The sequence below is a fragment of the Pedobacter steynii genome (genome assembly GCF_001721645.1).
Classification (GTDB): Bacteria; Bacteroidota; Bacteroidia; order Sphingobacteriales; family Sphingobacteriaceae; genus Pedobacter; species Pedobacter steynii_A.
In genome coordinates this window covers 5,635,892-5,654,926 of the sequence record NZ_CP017141.1, presented here as the reverse complement: position 1 = coordinate 5,654,926, position 19,035 = coordinate 5,635,892, and the positions used below count along the sequence as shown (strand labels likewise).

The 19,035-nt window shown below is 40.7% G+C and carries 18 protein-coding genes; 9 read left to right on the top strand and 9 right to left on the bottom strand.

All coding sequences use genetic code 11. The features are described from left to right. Positions 1–5 precede the first annotated feature (5 nt). From glp to moaCB, 6 genes are all read left to right on the top strand, one after another. Entirely contained in the window at positions 6–1,184 is a 1,179-nt protein-coding gene (glp, locus tag BFS30_RS23365) for a gephyrin-like molybdotransferase Glp (RefSeq protein ID WP_069381504.1), read from the top strand. A 4-nt stretch (positions 1,185–1,188) separates the two neighbouring features. Then, entirely contained in the window at positions 1,189–1,929 is a 741-nt protein-coding gene (locus BFS30_RS23360) for a sulfite exporter TauE/SafE family protein (RefSeq protein ID WP_069381503.1), read from the top strand. A gap of 247 nt (positions 1,930–2,176) precedes the next feature. Further along, positions 2,177–2,410: a MoaD/ThiS family protein gene (locus tag BFS30_RS23355; RefSeq protein ID WP_069381502.1), complete on the top strand. Its 234-nt coding sequence runs from the start codon at positions 2,177–2,179 to the stop codon at positions 2,408–2,410. Between the two features lie 6 nt (positions 2,411–2,416). Beyond that, complete coding sequence (locus tag BFS30_RS23350; protein WP_069381501.1) at positions 2,417–3,523, top strand: ThiF family adenylyltransferase; 1,107 nt, start codon at positions 2,417–2,419, stop codon at positions 3,521–3,523. Between the two features lies 1 nt (position 3,524). Continuing rightward, positions 3,525–3,968 carry a molybdenum cofactor biosynthesis protein MoaE gene (locus BFS30_RS23345; protein WP_069381500.1) on the top strand — a complete coding sequence of 148 codons (444 nt, stop codon included), beginning with the start codon at positions 3,525–3,527 and terminating at the stop codon, positions 3,966–3,968. Continuing rightward, the gene (gene moaCB, locus BFS30_RS23340; protein WP_237028650.1) at positions 3,937–4,881 is read left to right on the top strand and encodes a bifunctional molybdenum cofactor biosynthesis protein MoaC/MoaB; all 945 of its coding nucleotides are present in this window, start codon (positions 3,937–3,939) and stop codon (positions 4,879–4,881) included. The genes BFS30_RS23345 and moaCB overlap by 32 nt, the downstream gene beginning before the upstream one ends. On the opposite strand, the gene BFS30_RS23335 is transcribed toward moaCB, so the two are convergent. The 4 genes from BFS30_RS23335 to BFS30_RS23320 all read right to left on the bottom strand — a co-directional run bounded on the left by BFS30_RS23335 (position 4,872) and on the right by BFS30_RS23320 (position 8,425). Continuing rightward, positions 4,872–6,215 (bottom strand): PAS domain-containing protein, encoded by a 1,344-nt coding sequence (locus tag BFS30_RS23335; RefSeq protein WP_069381499.1) that lies wholly within the window; start codon positions 6,213–6,215, stop codon positions 4,872–4,874. The genes moaCB and BFS30_RS23335 overlap by 10 nt on opposite strands. 45 nt (positions 6,216–6,260) lie before the next feature. Next, positions 6,261–6,461 (bottom strand): hypothetical protein, encoded by a 201-nt coding sequence (locus tag BFS30_RS28040; RefSeq protein WP_069381498.1) that lies wholly within the window; start codon positions 6,459–6,461, stop codon positions 6,261–6,263. 315 nt (positions 6,462–6,776) lie between these two features. Continuing rightward, positions 6,777–7,424: a DUF6266 family protein gene (locus BFS30_RS23325; RefSeq protein ID WP_069381497.1), complete on the bottom strand. Its 648-nt coding sequence runs from the start codon at positions 7,422–7,424 to the stop codon at positions 6,777–6,779. Between the two features lie 158 nt (positions 7,425–7,582). Then, the gene (locus BFS30_RS23320; protein WP_069381496.1) at positions 7,583–8,425 is read right to left on the bottom strand and encodes an AraC family transcriptional regulator; all 843 of its coding nucleotides are present in this window, start codon (positions 8,423–8,425) and stop codon (positions 7,583–7,585) included. Positions 8,426–8,515: 90 nt separating this feature from the next. Here BFS30_RS23320 and BFS30_RS23315 point away from each other — a divergent pair, with 90 nt between their 5' ends. After that, on the top strand, positions 8,516–9,706 hold the full coding sequence (locus BFS30_RS23315; RefSeq protein ID WP_069381495.1) for an MFS transporter: 1,191 nt from the start codon (positions 8,516–8,518) through the stop codon (positions 9,704–9,706). A gap of 36 nt (positions 9,707–9,742) precedes the next feature. Here the strand turns inward: BFS30_RS23315 and BFS30_RS23310 are convergent, their stop codons facing one another. The 4 genes from BFS30_RS23310 to BFS30_RS23295 form a co-directional block, all read right to left on the bottom strand. Next, complete coding sequence (locus BFS30_RS23310) at positions 9,743–11,278, bottom strand: endonuclease/exonuclease/phosphatase family protein (protein WP_069381494.1); 1,536 nt, start codon at positions 11,276–11,278, stop codon at positions 9,743–9,745. 53 nt (positions 11,279–11,331) lie between these two features. Continuing rightward, positions 11,332–11,577 (bottom strand): hypothetical protein, encoded by a 246-nt coding sequence (locus tag BFS30_RS23305; RefSeq protein WP_157263021.1) that lies wholly within the window; start codon positions 11,575–11,577, stop codon positions 11,332–11,334. 343 nt (positions 11,578–11,920) lie between these two features. After that, complete coding sequence (locus BFS30_RS23300; RefSeq protein ID WP_157263020.1) at positions 11,921–12,493, bottom strand: outer membrane beta-barrel protein; 573 nt, start codon at positions 12,491–12,493, stop codon at positions 11,921–11,923. A gap of 13 nt (positions 12,494–12,506) precedes the next feature. Next, on the bottom strand, positions 12,507–14,405 hold the full coding sequence (locus BFS30_RS23295; RefSeq protein ID WP_069381491.1) for a hypothetical protein: 1,899 nt from the start codon (positions 14,403–14,405) through the stop codon (positions 12,507–12,509). Between the two features lie 453 nt (positions 14,406–14,858). Between BFS30_RS23295 and BFS30_RS23290 the strand changes: the two genes are divergently transcribed. Beyond that, positions 14,859–15,608 carry a M57 family metalloprotease gene (locus BFS30_RS23290; protein ID WP_167353189.1) on the top strand — a complete coding sequence of 250 codons (750 nt, stop codon included), beginning with the start codon at positions 14,859–14,861 and terminating at the stop codon, positions 15,606–15,608. A 113-nt stretch (positions 15,609–15,721) separates the two neighbouring features. On the opposite strand, the gene BFS30_RS23285 is transcribed toward BFS30_RS23290, so the two are convergent. Beyond that, the gene (locus BFS30_RS23285; RefSeq protein WP_083252208.1) at positions 15,722–17,614 is read right to left on the bottom strand and encodes a beta-N-acetylhexosaminidase; all 1,893 of its coding nucleotides are present in this window, start codon (positions 17,612–17,614) and stop codon (positions 15,722–15,724) included. A gap of 160 nt (positions 17,615–17,774) precedes the next feature. On the opposite strand from BFS30_RS23285, the gene BFS30_RS23280 reads away from it, so the two are divergent. Further along, a complete protein-coding gene (locus tag BFS30_RS23280) occupies positions 17,775–18,944 on the top strand; it encodes an immunity 26/phosphotriesterase HocA family protein (RefSeq protein WP_069381489.1) in 1,170 nt (389 codons plus the stop codon). Positions 18,945–19,035: the final 91 nt, after the last annotated feature.

Sequence of the window (19,035 nt, the reverse complement as noted above, 5' to 3'; positions counted from 1 at the left end):
TTAGCATGATCACAGTTTCGGAGGCAAAAGCCCTCATTTCTAAACACATTACGCCATTAAAACCGATTCAGCTGAACCTGGAAAAGACATCCGGACATATTCTGGCAAAAGATATTTATGCAGGTTGCGACATTCCTGCCTTTCCGCAATCCTCGATGGATGGTTATGCCCTGAAGTTCAGGGACCATGAAAAGGAGTTGCAGCTAAATGGGGAAATGGCCGCCGGAACTGAGCATTCTTTTGTCCTGAAAGAGGGAGAAACCAGCAGGATCTTTACCGGAGCCCCTCTCCCTGAGGGAGCAGACACAGTGGTGATGCAGGAAAAGGTGATCTTTAAAAATGGCAGGATTGTTTTACAGGATCAAAATCTCCAGGCGGGTTCGAATGTCAGAAACAAGGGCGCTGAGGTTAAAACCGGCGAGCTGGCGGTGAGAAAAGGCAATCTGTTAAGCCCTGCAGCCATCGGGTTTCTTGCAGGAATTGGTGTCAAAACTCTGGAAGTCTATCCAATGCCTAAAATTTCGATCATCGTAACCGGCAAAGAACTTCAACAACCGGGATTGGAGCTGAATTTCGGTCAGGTGTATGAATCCAATTCCTATTCCCTTTCTGCAGCATTAAAAATAGAAAACATAGATCAGGTTAACATTTTTCAGGCCGATGATGAGCTGGACATCCTCAGCACGGTATTGGAAACAGCCCTGAAAGACAGTGATGTGGTGCTGTTGACGGGTGGCGTAAGTGTCGGAGATTACGACTTTGTAATCGAGGCTTCCAGGCGTTGCGCGGTAGCACAGGTATTTCATAAAGTAAAACAGAAACCAGGTAAGCCTTTATTTTTTGGGACAAGGGGTACAAAACTGGTGTTCGGCTTGCCTGGAAACCCATCCTCTGTGTTGAGTTGCTATTACAATTATGTGCTTCCTGCAATCAAACAAATGACACAAAAAGAAAATAGTGTAAAGGAAGTTACTGCAAGACTTACCAGCGACTATCAAAAACCGTCCGGCTTAACACATTTCCTTAAAGGAAGTTATGAGAACGGAAAAGTAACGCCCCTGAATGCACAGGAATCTTTCCGGCTCAGCTCTTTTGCACAGGCAAATTGCCTCATCTGTCTGAATGAAGAACAGCAGAATTTTACCGCAGGTGAAACCGTCGATGTAATGATATTACCCCAATAAGCGTATGCAGGAAAACTTTATACTTTTTTACGGACTCTTATTCCTGGTGGCGTTTTTATATGCTTCCGTCGGGCATGGCGGGGCAAGCGGATACCTGGCATTAATGGCCATATTCGCAGTATCACCAGCGATTATGAAACCCACAGCCTTGCTTTTAAACTTATTCGTTTCCTCCACTTCATTTATTCAGTTTTATAGGGGTGGTCATTTCAAATGGAAAACTTTCTGGCCCTTTGCCCTCTCCTCCATCCCATTGTCCTTTGTAGGTGGCATGATGGTCATTGAAAATTCGGTCTACAAAAAGATTCTTGGCTTTTTATTGCTCATTCCCGTGATTCGTTTTCTGTTTTTCGCGAACACAGATCCTAAAGATTTCAAGCCTTCAAACATTCCGCTTTCCCTGTGTATAGGAGGTATTATCGGGTTGCTTTCCGGCATGATCGGGATTGGTGGGGGCATCATCCTCTCTCCCGTTTTATTGCTGTTAAAATGGACAGACCAGAAGCAAACTGCAGCCATCAGCGCAGCTTTCATCTTTGTTAATTCGGTGGCTGGCCTGGGGGGGCAACTCATCAAAGGCTTTGAATTTAACAGCCATATGCTGGCCTATGTCGGAGTCGCTTTTGCAGGAGGAATTTGTGGGGCCTATTTCGGGGCCTTAAAATTCCCTCAGAACATCTTAAAAAATGTCCTGGCCTTTGTACTGGCGCTGGCCGCTTATAAATTAATATTTACCCATGCTTAATATGAAATACCTATTCCCTTTTTTGTTGTTTTTCTGTCTTAATACCTTTGCTCAGGAAAGCAAAGAGTTTACCGTAGACGGTCAGGTGAAAAAAGCGACAATATCCTGATTTTAACCAGTTTCGATACCGATCCGATAAAAGCAGAAAAGGGTCATATCGCCATGATTGTTCCCGGAGATAAAGCAACGGGCAGAAGAATTGTAAAAGGATTGAACAAAATCAGCATTTTAAGGGTAAATTAGCATTATGATAATAGAGATACTCAGTTTTGGAAAGATAGCTGAAATTATAAAAAACCAGAAGATTGAGCTCAGTGGTATCAGCAATACCGATGAGTTGAAAAGCTATCTGGAAACCTCCTTTCCAAACCTGAAAAATATAAAATATAATCTTTCCCTGAACAAAGATATGATTCGGGAGAACAGGCATATTGCTAACAATGATACGGTAGCGCTTATGCCGCCCTTTTCAGGAGGTTAATTATTTATGGCAGCAGAAAGGTATAACAGACAAGTTATTCTTCAGGGCTTTGGCGAAGCATCACAGCTATTATTGTCGAAAGCTAAAGTTCTGGTAATTGGAGCCGGTGGATTAGGCTGCCCCGCCCTGCAATACCTCGCTGCCGCTGGTGTAGGTCATATCTCGATTGCAGATGACGATACCATCGCTTTATCCAACCTCCACCGGCAGGTACTTTTCCATACCGCAGATGTGGGGAAACTGAAAGTTAAAGTTGCTGCAGAACGGTTGCGGGAAATGAATCCGGAGATCGACATCATTCCACATCCGCTACGTATTCAAAAGAAAAACATATTGGACCTGCTGAAGAAACATGATTTCATTCTCGACGGAACAGACAATTTTGAAACCAGGTACCTTATTAATGATGCCTGTGCCTTATTGCATAAACCACTCATATTTGCTGCAGTTTCTGGTTACGAAGGGCAACTGGCCGTTTTTAATGTACCTGATCAACAGGATCAGCAATGCAATTACCGGGATCTTTTTCCAATCCCCCCTCAGGCAGGAGAAATTGCAAATTGCGCAGAAAATGGCGTGCTCGGTGTATTGCCGGGTGTGATTGGTGCCATGGCAGCAGCAGAAACCATTAAACTCATTACCGGAATTGGTAAACCGCTCCTCAATAAATTACTGCATTATAACCTGCTCAGCATGGAGCAATACGAAATGAACATCAGTCCGGGGCATGACTACACCCTGCCTGAAACTGAAAACGATTTTTTAACTATGGAATACGCCGATTCCTGTGAACTGGCACAGGCTTATACTGAAATAAATGTTGCGCAGCTCAGCGCCCTTCAACAAGAATCCTCAACCTTAATTATAGACGTCAGAGAACGGCACGAAGTACCAATGCTGGACAGCCAGATCTACAAAAAAGTTCCCATGTCTGAGCTCAACTCTTTTTTGAAAATAGATATTCCGGAAAAAAACATCATCTTCCTTTGTCAGCATGGCATCAGAAGCGTTGCAGCGGCGGAAGCTTTACATGAAAAATATGGTGATACGAAAAAGATATACAGCCTAAAGGGAGGTATTGCCAAATGGAGAGATCATTTTTTAGCAGTTTAACATGAGCGATAGAAAAGTAAAAAACATATTTGTTGATGGAAGGATCGATCCTGCATTTGTTGCTGGAAGCATTTCCAAACACAGTTCAAAAACAGGAATTGGGGGCCATAGCATATTTATGGGGCAGGTGAGAAAAGACGAGATCGACGGAAAGTTTGTCGCCGCCATAGAATTTACGGCTTACGAAGAACTGGCTTTAGAAAAAATGCATCAGATCAGAGCAGATATATTCGAAAAATATCCACTTAGTTGTCTGCATGTACACCATAGCCTGGGCATGGTAAAAACCGGAGAAATCTGCCTTTTTGTATTCACCTCATCGGCACACCGGAAACCCGCAATAGACGCCTGTAGCGAAATTGTGGAAAGGTTAAAAGCCGAGCTCCCGATCTGGGGAAAGGAAATATTTGAGGATGAAACTCACCAATGGAAAGAAAACAGCTGATATGGTAAACATTACAAAGAAATCGAGCACCCTGAGGATTGCCATTGCTACGGCTACCGTTAAAGTATCTAAGCAAGAAACGATTGAAGCCATTGAGCAGCGGAAAATCCCTAAAGGCGATGTTTTTGAATTTGCACGTGCTGCCGGACTTTTGGGGGTAAAGAAAACGAGCGACCTCATTCCCGATTGTCATCCCCTGCCTATAGAGTACACGTCGATTACTTATGCAATTGATGGACTTGAGATCCGGATTACTGTGGAAGTCCATACCATTTACAAAACCGGTGTGGAAGTTGAAGCCATGCATGGTGCTTCCATTACCGCGCTCACGATGTATGATATGCTGAAGCCGATAGATAAAGGTGTGGAGATTCAAAACATCAGACTGGAGAAAAAATCAGGTGGTAAATCTGACCTGAAGCAACTTCAGTTTCCGGAAATAAAGGCCGCGGTGGTGGTTTGTTCTGATTCTGTGTTTGCAGGTGATGCTCAGGATACCTCAGGCAAAGCCATTGTCGGGCGACTGGAACAGTTTGGCATTGAGACATTGAAATATGAAGTGCTGCAGGATGAGGTTAACAGCATCCGCGAAAAGGCCCTGGAGCTATGCGGATCAGCGCATCAGTTGTTGATTTTTACTGGCGGTACAGGTTTGTCTCCGAGAGATGTGACGCCTGAGGCAGTTGCACCTTTAATTGAACGTAATATTGAAGGGATTATGGAAACTGCTCGGAGGTATGGACAGGAGCGCATGCCCTATGCAATGTTATCCCGCAGTGTGGCCGGATTTATCGGAGAGACGTTGATACTCACTTTTCCAGGTTCAAAAAACGGTATTGAAGAATATATTGATGCTTTATTTCCGCAGGTTCTGCATCTTTTTAAAGTAAACAAGGGACAGAGTCATACCTGATTCGCATTTTTTGAAATAGAGGCAATCACCTGATCCAGTTCCTGGGAGGACTCAGCCAAAAATTTCAATAATGTTTTACTTTCTTCATCTGTGCAATTGGTTTGCAGTAAATCCACCAGAGACATTATTTTTGCCAGGGGGGCACGTACGGCATGAGATTGCATCCAGGCGATTTTCATCAGCTTATCATTTTGTTCCTCAATCGCCTTCATCTGGAGTTTGTTTTCTGTAATATCCTGCATGGCACCAATCATCCGGTAAGGTTGATTGTTCTGATCAAAACCAACATAACCCCTGTCCAGAATATATCGGTAAATGCCATCTCCGCATAAAAAACGGTACTCATCTTTCCAGAATTCTACCCCCTGATTAATATGATCAGTAATCTTTTCTACTACCCTTTCCCGATCTTCAGGATGAATATTATGTTCCCACCAGGCCGCATCTGTCAGGTTCCCAAGCGATTTATATTTAAGGATTCCACTGATTCCCCGATTCCAGCTAATTTTATGAGTATGGAGGTCATAATCCCAGATCGCGTCTCTGGTTGCACGTGCCACGATATTATAGCGTTCCACGCTGTCCATAATCTGTCTTTGACTCTCTATCCTTTCGGTTATATCATTGGAGTTACATACTATTCCTCCTACTGAGGCATCATTGGTCAGATTGGTAGCCCTGGTTTCAATCCATCTCCATTCTCCGTTCCGATGCCGGAATCTGAAAGGAGAAAACTGTACCTGGTATTCTGTAACCAGTTGTTCTGCATCTGCCACTACTTTACGCACATCGTCCTGATGGATATATTGTAGGGCGTTTTGCCCAAGGAAGTCCTTAGGATCTATTCCCAGCACCCGCAAAGAAGTAGGACTTACATATTTATAGTTCAGGTCTAGGTCAACAATGGCAATCAGGTCTGATCCCTCCTGCACCAATGCCTTAAACCGTCGTTCGCTAAGCTCCAGACGTTGTTCCGCAATTAATTTATCAGTGATATCCTGAGCCAATACCAATCTTGCCTGCAGGCCTTTAAATTCGATCGGGTTGCTTTCGATTTCAACAAATATCAAATCGCCATTCTTTTTCAGATGCCTGAAAATATTTTTGAAAAACTTACGGGTTTTAGCGTTGTGTTTAACAAGATTGGAAAGCCCTTCAACATCGTCTTCTGGCCGGATATCGCTGATTTTCATTTTTAGGAATTCGGATCTGGAATAGCCATAATTCTCCACGGCAGCAATATTGACATCCAGGAATCTCAATGTTTTCGTGTCAAAAACCCACATGGGAAGAGGTGACTTCTCAAATAAACTGTAAAAACCGTTCTGATCCATACTGAGCGCGTTAGAGTTGGTTTGTTTAACTAAATATAGGATTTACTAAACATAATTACAAGAGAAAACTAGTAGTACATGGCAATTTTTTAAGCTTCCTATTGCTTCCATATCTGCTAAAGTAGAAATGGGCATAAGATAGTGTTCGGCCAGATCTTCATCCAGCATCACTTTCTGATCGCGGATCACATAGATCTTGCTCATGACCACTTCATCAGGAATAAAAACACTTTTTAACGAGCTCATGGTACGAATATATTCAGATGTTTATTTGAACTAAGGACGCTTCTGACGATTCATTTTCGAACTGGAGATAGCCCATCGTTTCTTAATTAGCTGCATTAACTGCGAATGTTTAGGCTGTATGGTTTTTATAGGATTCTGACTTTTTTTAGGATTGACGGATTTACAGGTGCTTAAGCATTGTGTCACACTTTTAAATCTTTGCTTTTTGTTCAATGCGTCCTTGGATAGAAGATTGTTCTCGTAGGGCATGTGCATAGTTTTAGGCGGAAGAAATAATCGCCCGCCATCCTTGCGGAATAGCGGGCGACCAGTTGATTAGGTTAAGGTAACACTACCACAATATTGTGAGTTAGAAACCTTTTTTCCATCGGCACTGACGATCATCATGTAACAATGAAGGGGCTTCCCGATAAAATCAAATGGAACTACCATTTTGAGTTTTAAGGCAGACCGTAACACTACTGTTGGATTGGTGATGAGATGATCTATTTCCGGAGTATGGATATAGACCTTCACCGTATCCTTAGGGTCACTTTCGCCATAACCTGTGTTTAATACCCAGGTAAAGTCAAGCGCTCCCGCCTCTACTGTTGCACCAATCACAGCAGCATTAGCAACCGGAGCCAACTTGCCCCTGCTTATGGAGAACTCAGCATAATTAATGCTATAATCTGGTGCTGTTCCGGCAAGTGCCTTCTCCAGATTGTATCTCAAAGCGGCGTTTCCCGGAGCCAGCCTTGCATTATTGTTTTTGAATCCAATAGCAATTGCTCCACTGAACAAGCCTACCTGACCCATCATCAGGCCAAAACCGGTCCGGTGATTAACCTGGCGTTCTGAAGAAGGTTTTGATGATTTATGTGGCTTAACTGAAAAGATGTTTTCGCCATTTACATAACGTCCAACGTTGTTTCCGACGATTCCTCTTACGTCGCTCCATGGACCTGCAAATAATTTTCCCATGACTTTAATTATTAAAAATGAATTAATCTGTTGATTCGTAAGTCGCTTGCAAGCTGCTCATTCCGGGCGCCTCGGAAATCGCTTAAACATTACGATTCAAACGTATGGATCAATATTTTAATAAGCTAACTACCAATGGGTAATGGCAGTGATTGGCACTAGATGGCACAGATTGGCGCTGATTTTCTGAACTCTGTTAAACTGATGTGGTGGCGTTTCTTGAAAAATTTGTTCAAATGACTTTCATCCGCAAAACCAAACTCATCTACAATTTCATTTATCCGCCTGTCGCTAAACCTCAACCGGTGTTCGATCAATCTCATTTTATAATTTGAAATAAAATGCTGAATGGTTTCGCCACATTGCTTTTTAAAATAGCTGCTCAGGTAGGTTTCAGATAAACCAAATTCCTCACTGATTACCGATGCTTTCAGCCGTTGCGGATCATAGATGTTCGATTGGATATAATCTATGATTGCCAATATCCGTTTATCTGCATTTACAGTGGCCTGAGCAGGCCTCATCTTGGATATATTTCTTGCGGCAATTACGATTAGGGCATTCACATAATGCAGTGTTAAATCTTCATTATAGACATCATTATGATTCCTGATATGTAAGAGCGAATCGACAACAGCGCTGACCAAAACTGCATCAGATTTATTCCTCAGGATACAACCCAATAAATGAGAAGAATGGTACAATAGACATTCAATACAATTGATACTTTTCCATTTGGATTCTCTCACATAACGTTCACTAAATTTCACGAACAAAAATTCTGTCGCACTGGAAATTTCAAAATTGTGAAGGTCATTCGGGGTGAGCAGCAACAGGCTACCCGTACTGTAATCCACCCTATTGTTGTTGATTTTTAAAAATCCTGAGCCGGAAATCACATACACCATCTGGAAAAAAGAAAGCTGTAAATCTTTTACCGGACAATGTTCCGTTTTACAATATTCTACATCTACCAACCGGTGTATATTTTCTTTTGTCATACCGCAAATCTACCGTTTTATCATTAAAATGTACTGATATAATAAGATTATTCTGTTCATTTTTGTGAAATAGAATTTTAGAACCAATAAATGAATAAATCAATTTACATTCTCGCCTTGGGTGCCTTTGGCATCATCACTACCGAATTTGGTGTTATCGGGATTCTGCCTACTATCAGCAGGGAATTTCAGGTATCTATGGATACCGCCGGTTGGCTCCTCAGCGCTTTCGCACTCACCGTTGCCATATCCTCTCCTTTCATAACCGCACTTACCGCTAAGATTAACCGTAAGTTTTTGTTGTGTCTGGTGCTGGCTGTGTTTATATTATCAAACCTGCTTTCCGCCTTTGCGCCCAGCTTTACAGTATTGATGATTGCGAGGATATTGCCTGCGTTTTTACATCCTTTATTTTGGAATATCTCTCTGGCAGTAGCATTTAAACAAGGTGGTGCCAAAGCTGTTTCCGTAGTCATGACCGGCCTGAGTCTCGCTACGGTATTGGGCGTTCCGATCACCACTTATGCCGTCGAGTTTTTTAACAACTGGCAGGCCTCTTTCTTCCTGGCTAGTTTTATCAGCCTGATCGCTTTTCTGGGACTATCGTTTCTGGTTCCCTCTATGCCGGCCAATAAAGAGAAAGAAGCACAAAGTCAATTGTTTGTACTGAAAGATCCACAGCTATGGCTTCATCTGCTTTCCACCATTCTTACGCTTGCGGCCATGTTCTCCAGCTATAGCTATCTGGCTGGTTATCTTGAAAAAATATCCCATATGAACGGCATTCAGATCAGCATGATGTTGCTGTTGTTTGGTGTTATGGGGATTCTGGGCAACTGGATTGCAGGGATTGCCTTAAGTAAAAACATTACACTGGCTACCAGGTTGTTTTTTATCCTTCTGATTTCGACGCAGGTTCTGGCCTATTACTTTGGAGATATTTTTACGCCCATGGTCATTATCCTTTCCCTCTGGGGACTGATACATACCGGTGGATTTTTAGTGCCCAATATACGCACCACTCAAGCGGTGCCGCATAGTGCATTGGAATTTGTAAACAGCTTGCTGACTTCTTGTTACAATATCGGGATATCACTGGGCGCCTTGCTGGGTGGCTTCGTTATTGCACACTACGGCATTCACCAGATTGTCTGGATGAGCATTGCATTGCTTGCCGCAACACTAGGTATCAGCTTTATTAAATTGCCTGAAAAAATCAAAGCTGAGAAAGAAAAGGTTAAAGGAATTAAAATCCCTGCAGCTGTTTGTGAACGGGTTTAATTCCTTCAGATAGCTGTCAATCATTCTAATTGACAGCTATTTTTGAATTTTAAAGGTAGTCAGCAATGCGGCATGGTCGGATGGATATTTTACCGGATGCTGATCAATTGTAGCAGAAGCAACGGCCTTTATTTTTGAGCCTTTGTAATAGATATAATCGATCCGGTCCTTAAATGCCTGATCAGACATGGGGCTCCAGGTGATCCCCCTTACCTTAAGTGGATCGGGATGTATTTCCCGGAAAGAATCTTTAAAGCCATTTTTCATTAATAACAGACCGGAAGGAAATGGGACTACCAGACCAGCATTCAGGTGTTTGGTAGGTTCAATCCAGTCCAGATGAGATCCGGTATTAAAATCGCCACAAAAGATCACCGGAACCTGTTCTGATTGATCGGTATAAGGCTTAATGATTTCCAGGATATTACGCAGGTCTCCGGTATTTCCTTTGTCCATTTGTTTTACCAGCGTATCGGCATTCAGTTGCTGATTTTTCTCCAGATCACCCCAATAGTCGGTCGGAAAATTAAGCCAGTTGGCAAAAAAAGCGATCTTCTGATCTTTCGATAAGCGGATATGGGCTCCTCCATTATAAAAGGACTTATAGCCATTTAAGGTTTCTTCCATCGGATATCGGCTCATGATGGAAATGTTGGTACTTCTCAGATAGAAGTAATAGCCTAGTTTATCGGCAATCCTTGCTCCTGAACCATAGGTTTCCTGCATGGAAACCACATCTGCCCCTGAGTTTTTAATGACTTCCACAATCCGCTCTACTCCTACTTCTTTTCCTGTTTCATTACCGCCATGAAAAATATTGAAATTCATCACTTTAAGCGTTTGTTTTTCATTTGATAACTGCTTTTTTCCTACGTTTAGCGCCGGGAAATGAATCTGATATTGCTGGTTGATGAAATCAGCATTCAACACTTCTGCATATAAGCCTGCCTGATCCAGTACACCATTAAAGGCATGCCATTGGTCCCGGTATTCTGCACTGGATGAATTTGTTGGATCTGCGATGCGCCCTCCGATAAAGAGTTCTTTTGCATTCAGGGAATCTAAGCCGGGGCAATAATAGATTGCCGTATTTAAACCGTCATAGTATAAACGAATTTCCTCTTTCTCTTTTGCATAAGTAAAGGCCAGTAAGTGCCATTTATTGTCTTTAACCGTTTGTCGCTCTACTGTAGGATGATATTCGTATCTGCTTTTGCCACTGGCTTCCCAACACCATGCTCCGTTTGCCTGAACACCCAGTCTCCATCCTTTTGTTTTTTTATCGGTTCCGCTTGTGGAGGAAAATACATCATAATCCAGGCTTAAATTCAGGGAAGCTTTTAGCCAGATCATCACAGAAAAATCTCCATTATTTTCATGCAGTTGATTTTTAACCGTCAGGATTTTACGGATGGCTGCATTTGCAGAAAGATCCAGCGCTGATCCGGATATTCCTTTTGTGGTACTATATTGGGGAGCGGGCTCAAAAGAATGAAGATATACCGGTTTTTGGGCAAAAATGCTTGTGCTGATGAGCACAAGCATGGTAAGCGATTTTATTTTATGGGTCATCTGCTAACGTAAATCAGTTGTTTATACTGATAAACAAACATAGCAAAATGAAATCACTGGCTTTCGAGAACAGAAGATTTAAGGTAATATTTTCTTCCGCCTATTTGTTTTACCTTCCAGTTGGACACTTTTACCAACCTATAGAAACTACGCGGACTGATGCGCAACAGGTCTATTACCTGAAGGTTATCTAACCACTCTTCCTGTGGCACCGGAGCCTGCTCCTGTATCATCTGCTTTTCTCTGGATTCAAAGTATTTTTGTAACGCCAGCTCAATTCTTCTCAAGATCATTTTCATAACAATAGGGTTTGATAGGCTGATTTCGGACATGGGCTTTTACCCAGGCAATAAAAATATGGCCTATATGGTTAATAAAAAAAAGATGATTTTACGGGAGAACGGATTTGATTAATGTAGCAGATCTGCTATTTCGGATTTAGGTACTTCTTCATGAGATTCATTTTTAAGGTTAATTTGTGTGTGAATTATTTCCCCTCCATTAAATGTAATTATATATTCTATTAAATAGAAAAATATTTTTTATCATTTTGGTTACTATTCTGAAATTATAAAATAACTGTCATGAATATATTTGATTACAATAAAGGCTGCACTTTTATCAGGTGCAGCCTTTACTAAATCAGAACAAGATTCCTGCCCGGACAGCGAAACCATAAAATCGATTTCTCGTGACATCGGGCTCCCGTTTGATGGTTTGATCATTGTAGCCGAAGCTACCCGTCATGGCGGTTTTTGGAGCAACTTTAAACTTATATCCAATTCCCAGGTTAAACATTGTCCCTTTGCTAAAGTTGTCGGCAATTTTGGCCGCTCCACCTGCATCTCCATAGACGAAAAAAGTATTGCTTTCATTTTTAAAGTAATACCTGGCATCTAAAAAGAGCAACAGTAAATTGTTGTAACTGCGACTACCTTCGGTAAGGGTATAGTTTTCAAGGCCGACTCCTGCACCAACTGAAATTTTGTTAGTAATAAATACACCATTGATATTTCTTAAACTAAGCGAGTAAGCGCCATCTGTAGTGGATTTAAAAGCGTTTTTTGCAGTTTGATATTCAAACGTCCTATTTCCAAAGAAATACCCTATTTCCGTCAGATTAAAATATCCTCGTTCTTGTTTCGTTACCTCCTGAGCCATTACAGAGATCGAAAATAACATAGCGACGGAGAATAAAGTGATCTTGTTTTTCATACTGATACCAGGTTTAACCTTTCATTTTTACATACAGACGAATGCCTTTCCATTCATTATTCCATCGCACTGCCGCAAATACAGATGCCGCTTTAACTTTGTAGCCATCCGCTAATTGTGGCGTTAAAAGTGACTTCGCGATCTGAGTCAGGTTAACCGCAAACTTACTTGGATCAGTAGAAAAATTGAATTCTACAGTAGAGAAGTCCAGTGGAATATCTATCATATCCGTATTATAGGCTTTAACTTCATAAGGTGAAATAAAGGTAGCAATCTTATTGCCATCCAGAATGTCCTGTCTTTCAATTGTTGAGCTATAGCTTTTCGGCATGTTTTCCATATCATTAATTGACAAATACTTCACTTCATTGGTCGTTAATGAGTAAACTGGAAATTTATAATTATTTGCATCAGGATTTACAAGAGATGGACCAACAGGTGGTGCAGACTTTTGCAAAACGCCTTTTAACGCGTTCCATCCGGAGTGAACAGCATCTTTAAATTTGCTCGATGGAATCGCATAACCATCTGGTTTGAATGGCACAAAACCACCAGGGATCATGATCGTAAATATTTCATTGCTTCCTCTTTTCATATGAAAACCGTATAAATTATAGCGTTTTGCATAAGCATCAATAAAAGGCGCCGGTATTCCATAAAGCGGATTTTCTGTAGGGTTTATCAGGTAATAAGCACCTATGCTTGGTGGATTATCGTAATTTGGCAGGGATATTTTCGGCACAGTACCTGGCGCAACATAGGATATATAATCCCATCCTGCTCTGATTTCCTGGGCTTCAGTTTTATTCCACCAAAACCAACCTTTTTTCTGACACTTCACTTTTATACCTATGGTTTTGATGATACCATAGTTCCTGTCGTACATAAGGGCACTTACCCTGTATTTGCTGGTGAAGTTGTGGTACCTGGTAGAGTTTTCGAAAAATGTCTGGAGGAATCCACCAATTCCACTTTTAAATTCCATATCATATTCAAGCATATTCTGATAGGCAGGATCAGTTGTTTGCGGACTTTTCACAACAGCCTGGGTACTGAGATAATTTGTTTGCAATCTATCTGGTGTGTAGGTCGGTGTATTATCCGGCGGGGTTGAAGGACCAGGAGTACCGGTAGAACCATTACGGTCTCCGTAAACAATCGGATCTATCGCTTCATCGGTTGGAAAAACGCTCACATCTACGTTTGGTAATTCTTTCTCGATAAATGAATCCACGAAATAAACACTGTTATTTAATAATCTCACATCATTATACTCGGTAGCTTGTACCTGTACCGACTCCATTAGGATCGGTGTAGTTTGATCTTCCAGTCGTAAAGTGTAATCATTATTTAAGGCAACAGTAGAAAATACAGTCTCCAGCGCTTCTGTATTATTCGCATCTGTAAAGAAAGTACCATAAGGGGTTACCTTATAAATGATATTTTCTACTTCGATCTCTCCTTCTACATTTAACAAAGCTTGAAAAGCCTCATCATCTACCAGCTCTTTAAGAACCACATCATAATCAGGTATATGTGCCGGATCCTGGCTGCTATTGCTTACATCCGATCTTTTTCCGGAAGAGGAACTTCTGACCTTCCCGGACATTGTTGTATTTTTTGCAAATGACTGTGCCGTCTTACTGACTACGTTTTGCTTTGTACTAAGCATCGATAAAAATTTGGGAAACCTACGCTCCAAATTTGTTGCAGCTTCTTTTTTTCCGGATTTTCTTGCCTGGGCATACATTTGATCAAAGCTGGATTTTGATAAAGAAAGCATGCCCTTCTCGGTAACAACTTGTGTAACATCTGACTTTAGGCCGGGGTCTTTCCGACATCCCTCAAGGGTTAGTCCGCAGACAGTAAACAGGAGCGCACAAACTCCCAGAGTAATTTTTGGTTTTTTCATAACAGGCTAAATATTTGATAATGGTTTAATTGAATTCCCTGTGGTTCTATGAGGTGAAATATTTGCGTGTTTGTAAAATAGCCGCAAGAAAATCCTGCGACTGTTTTCTCAAAAATTACTGAAAGGATATTGATTTCATGAAGATTGAGACTTGCGTTAATTTTTCTTTCATAGTAATTTGAACAACAAATGTAATCTGTTATTCAAATTGTTATTAAATATAAAAATTTATTTATTAAATAAAATTAATTTAGATTTTTATTTTAAATCAATTAGATTATAATTTTCTTTAAAATCCATTTTTGGACTTGATCTGTTATTTAAGGTGATTTTCATAAATCGTACTCCATTCCTGCCAGAATAACCCCCTATTACCTGAAATTTTTTTTGATGCAATTCTATAATAATTTATTAAATTGTAGAATCATTACGATCATCCCTAAAATTCAAACTATGAAAAACCTATTTAAAAGCATTGCTCTCATCGCAGTATTTGCTATTTTAATTACCTCTTGTTCAAAAAAGAATGACACTCCTGCAGATCAGGAAACTAAAGCAGAACAAAAAGACAAAGTTCTTGCGTACATCAAAAGCCTTGGGTTCTCTGATGCACAGATCGTTGAAAAAGGAGACCGCTATATCGTTGATGGAGATATGGTTGTCGATAAAAACATGGAAGTTCCCACAGATAATGGCAAGATAAAAACAGAGCAGTACTACAATGGTTATCTGGTAACCAATAGCGCGAACATTCTGGTTAAAGTTGACCCTTCTGTCACCAGTATGGCTGCTGAAATTGATGCGGCTATTCTGCAGTGGAATACCGTACCTAATTCTAAAATCAAATTCGTGCTTACTACCGGCAGTACTTATGATATCTTGATCAAAGTAGACAATACGATCGGAAGTTCGACCTGTGGACAAGCCTACTTATCTACCAGCAATGGTAAAGCAGGTAGTGTGGTGTGGATTAATCAGGAACTGATTAAAAATAATTCTTTTGCACAACGTACAAGAACGATTACCCATGAATTTGGACATACCATATCTTTCAGACACACCAATCAGTCTACTTCTATCGCTGTACCAGGCGTTGGAGGAACCGATGCGTCATCATTAATGAATGGTGGACAATGTGGAAGCGGAGCTACTGTTTTATCAACAAAAGATAAACAGGCAACTGCGGTATTGTATCCATTGTAATTCAAAAAAATTAACTAACTAATTTTAAAAAAAGCGTAATGATAAAAAAAGCTGTCTTTTTTGAGACAGCTTTTTTTAGGCCTTTTATCTGGCTTATTGTTATTTTAATTCTATTAGTCTCCGGCTCTTTTTGTCAATACTTCGCGCGGGGCAATTAACAATTTTCCCACTGCAATATTCCCTTTAAATGACTGGGCTCTTAATTGATAACTGCTTTTGGGGATGATGATTGATGTTCCGCTATAACGGGCTGACGATGCATCCGGATTGGTATTGTCCAGGGTATAATAAATATCCAGGCCGTCAATATCAGTACCCAGGTCAACTAACAATTGTTTTTGCTGATCAAACTTTGCAGTGGCCAGCACATCAAAAGCCGCTTTAGAATAACTGATCTGTGCGGCATCCAGAATTTTAAACTGTGGGGTTAATTTTTCCTGAAAATAAGTCCAGCTTTGTTTTGCTGCCGGCGACCAAAACACTTCGGATAATGCCAGAGACCTGGGCCATGTCATGTATTCGGCATGTCGCCCGCTCGGTACAGACTCCGTCCATAAATTACCTTGTCCACCTAAAACCAGCGTACTGTCTATACCCGGAGGAACGGGATTCCATTGATAGGTCTTTTGTAAACGCAGCATATCATAGGTATCAGGCTCCAGTAACGGATCACCCTGATACAAATCCAGATAGGTATGGTTATTAGGTGTCAGGATAACCTGATGTCCTTGTTTGGCTGATTCTATGCCACCATCCATCCCACGCCAGCTCATCACTATCGCTTCAGGGGCCAGTCCTCCTTCCAGGATTTCATCCCAGCCAATCAGTTTTTTCTTCTTTTTTTTCAGAATTTTTTCTACTCTTTTGATAAAATAACTTTGCAGTTCCTGCTCTGTTTTTATGCCCTGTTTTTTCATGAAATCCTGTACTACAGCAGAACGCTGCCAGAACAGTTTAGTACATTCATCCCCACCAATGTGGATATAATCCCCCGGAAACAAAGCCGCCACTTCTGTAAATACTTTATCCAGAAAGGTGTACACACGTTCGTCTGCCGGATTTAAGGTATTGTCATCAATATCATAAAATTTACTTCCCGGGTTTACCGGATAAATATACCCTGTTGCCGACAAATAAGGATAGCTTGCAATAGCGGCCAGTGAGTGGCCGGGAACATCAATTTCAGGTACAACAGTGATGTGTCTTTCCTTTGCATAAGCAATAATTTCTTTTACATCCTCTTGTGTATAATAACCGCCATAGGTAGCCTTTTCATTTTTTTGAGGTGGTTCAAAGGACCACCATTGGCCTGTTCTGGGCACACGCCAGGCGCCCACTTCCGTTAAGCGTGGAAATGATTTTATTTCTATGCGCCAGCCCTGATCGTCGGTCAGGTGCCAATGAAAAACATTAAATTTATAGCGGGCCATATCATCAATATACTTTTTCACAAAATCTTTTGAAAAAAAATGACGACTTACATCCAGCATCAGGCCCCTCCATTTTAGCCGGGGATAGTCGATAATTTCTACCGCTGGCAAACTGCTTTGTTCTCCTTGCTTATCCCCTTTTGCGGAAAGCTGAAGCAATTGCCGCAAGGTCTGTAAGCCGTAAAATATACCTGCGGTTTTTCTTGCCTGCAGCTTCACCTCATGTTCAGTAACGGATAGCTCATAGCCCTCGTCGTTACCGGATGTCTTTAATGCGGGGTTCAGTACGATCCGGATCGCATGATCCGATGCCGTTGTTTTATTTTTTACTGGCAACATCTGGCCCGTTTGCAAGCTGATCCAGTCGTTGAGACGACTACCTAATGTAGCGAGTTCTGCATGACCTGAGGGGATGATTAAAGAGGTGTTCTTGTCGATCACAAATACTCCTTTACCTTGAATTAAAGATACCGGCTCAGGAATAATTGCCGGTTTTGTTTGGGCTCTACCAGTATGGCAGATAAAGATCAAAACACATAAATAAATGGGAATCCGCGGTTTAAAGCTGTTGTTCATATAATTATTTAATCAATAAAAGACATTGTAATTAAAGATACTATAATAATATAAAAACCAGGTTTATAGTAATTGCTTTAGTGGAAGTTAACCGGTATTTTAGCGTCTTTTCTATTGATAGTCAAGAAAGATGAGATAATAACCTGCAAAACAGAGCAAAATGATATTTGAACTAACAAACGAACAACGGAAATATTTAGGGCTAAATCCCTTAGAAAGTAACTGGGAGGTAGTGAAATTAAATGATATGTATTTGTATTTTGACGGTGACACCATCAGAAAAAGGATAAGTGTTAAGGAGCATTCCTATTTTGAACAGGAGCTGGAGGAGAAAACGACCGAAAACCGGACCATCTTATTACCTAAAACTTCAAAGGGAAAACCTAAAAAACTCAACTTTACTGCTACACAATCCTTCAGTTCATTTGGGGTTTATTTTAGTTTTTCAGGCGATTATGTTGGGATTTCCAACTTCAGCACTCAAACCACCTATTATTCCGAAAGTTTCGCTGAAAAAGGCAACCTTGAAACACTTAAAAAATGGCTGGCTAAATGGATTGAAGAAACAACAGATAACGATTTAAAAGAAATCGGGGCCTTTAAGCTGGCAGAGCGCAAACACTTTAACTACAAAGAAGGTGATTTCTTTGCGTTCCGGTTAAATAGAAGAGATTATGCTTTTGGAAGAATTTTAATAGACGTTGCTAAACGAAATAAGACAGAAAAATTAAAAGCTGCTAAAAATTACGGCTTAACGAGTTTGATGGGAAAAGCGCTGATTGTTAAAGTTTACCACAAAGTAAGTAATTCGCTTGATGTTGATTTAAACGAACTTTCAAAAACGATGGCTTTGCCTGCTAAAGCGGTAATGGATAACCACTTTTATTATGGTGAGAAGTTTATAATCGGTCATAAACCGCTGGAAATATCCGATTATGACATGCTCATTTCTTACAGCAAAAGCATCAGCGCGAATGATAAAAATACCGTTTATTTGCAATATGGGCTTATTTTTAAAGAAACGGACATTGGTAAATTCAATAAGTATTTAATAGTAGAAGACAAAAGCTTATATGGAGGCTACCACGAAAATCCGTACAGAAAGGAGTCAATTGGATTTGATGTCGACACCAAAAAACTCAGCGAGTGCATTGTAGCACAGTCAAATAAACCCTATTGGGAAAGCAATCATCAATACGATATCAAATATGACTTGCGAAACCCGGTTAATATCGACATCAAACGAGAGATTTTTAACTTTTTTGGATTAGATGCCGACGAAAGTTACGAACAAAACTTAATTCTGGCGGATCAAAATCGTATGGTGTAATTGTGTAGCACCGGCCAGAGCAGGTATCTTAAGTGATTTACTGTTTTTAATTGAATAATCGTTCAATCTATTTGTTAATTTATGCCTAACT

What these genes read in the sequence shown, in the direction of transcription:
- BFS30_RS23300 (WP_157263020.1), bottom strand. Translation starts at nt 12,493, where the DNA reads ATGAAAAACAAGATCACTTTATTCTCCGTCGCTATGTTATTTTCGATC.
- BFS30_RS28040 (WP_069381498.1), bottom strand. Translation starts at nt 6,461, where the DNA reads ATGAGCTCGTTAAAAAGTGTTTTTATTCCTGATGAAGTGGTCATGAGC.
- BFS30_RS23305 (WP_157263021.1), bottom strand. Translation starts at nt 11,577, where the DNA reads ATGAAAATGATCTTGAGAAGAATTGAGCTGGCGTTACAAAAATACTTT.
- glp (WP_069381504.1), top strand. Translation starts at nt 6, where the DNA reads ATGATCACAGTTTCGGAGGCAAAAGCCCTCATTTCTAAACACATTACG.
- BFS30_RS23355 (WP_069381502.1), top strand. Translation starts at nt 2,177, where the DNA reads ATGATAATAGAGATACTCAGTTTTGGAAAGATAGCTGAAATTATAAAA.
- moaCB (WP_237028650.1), top strand. Translation starts at nt 3,937, where the DNA reads ATGAAACTCACCAATGGAAAGAAAACAGCTGATATGGTAAACATTACA.
- BFS30_RS23280 (WP_069381489.1), top strand. Translation starts at nt 17,775, where the DNA reads ATGATATTTGAACTAACAAACGAACAACGGAAATATTTAGGGCTAAAT.
- BFS30_RS23315 (WP_069381495.1), top strand. Translation starts at nt 8,516, where the DNA reads ATGAATAAATCAATTTACATTCTCGCCTTGGGTGCCTTTGGCATCATC.
- BFS30_RS23345 (WP_069381500.1), top strand. Translation starts at nt 3,525, where the DNA reads ATGAGCGATAGAAAAGTAAAAAACATATTTGTTGATGGAAGGATCGAT.
- BFS30_RS23320 (WP_069381496.1), bottom strand. Translation starts at nt 8,425, where the DNA reads ATGACAAAAGAAAATATACACCGGTTGGTAGATGTAGAATATTGTAAA.
- BFS30_RS23350 (WP_069381501.1), top strand. Translation starts at nt 2,417, where the DNA reads ATGGCAGCAGAAAGGTATAACAGACAAGTTATTCTTCAGGGCTTTGGC.
- BFS30_RS23290 (WP_167353189.1), top strand. Translation starts at nt 14,859, where the DNA reads ATGAAAAACCTATTTAAAAGCATTGCTCTCATCGCAGTATTTGCTATT.
- BFS30_RS23325 (WP_069381497.1), bottom strand. Translation starts at nt 7,424, where the DNA reads ATGGGAAAATTATTTGCAGGTCCATGGAGCGACGTAAGAGGAATCGTC.
- BFS30_RS23335 (WP_069381499.1), bottom strand. Translation starts at nt 6,215, where the DNA reads ATGGATCAGAACGGTTTTTACAGTTTATTTGAGAAGTCACCTCTTCCC.
- BFS30_RS23285 (WP_083252208.1), bottom strand. Translation starts at nt 17,614, where the DNA reads ATGAACAACAGCTTTAAACCGCGGATTCCCATTTATTTATGTGTTTTG.
- BFS30_RS23310 (WP_069381494.1), bottom strand. Translation starts at nt 11,278, where the DNA reads ATGACCCATAAAATAAAATCGCTTACCATGCTTGTGCTCATCAGCACA.
- BFS30_RS23360 (WP_069381503.1), top strand. Translation starts at nt 1,189, where the DNA reads ATGCAGGAAAACTTTATACTTTTTTACGGACTCTTATTCCTGGTGGCG.
- BFS30_RS23295 (WP_069381491.1), bottom strand. Translation starts at nt 14,405, where the DNA reads ATGAAAAAACCAAAAATTACTCTGGGAGTTTGTGCGCTCCTGTTTACT.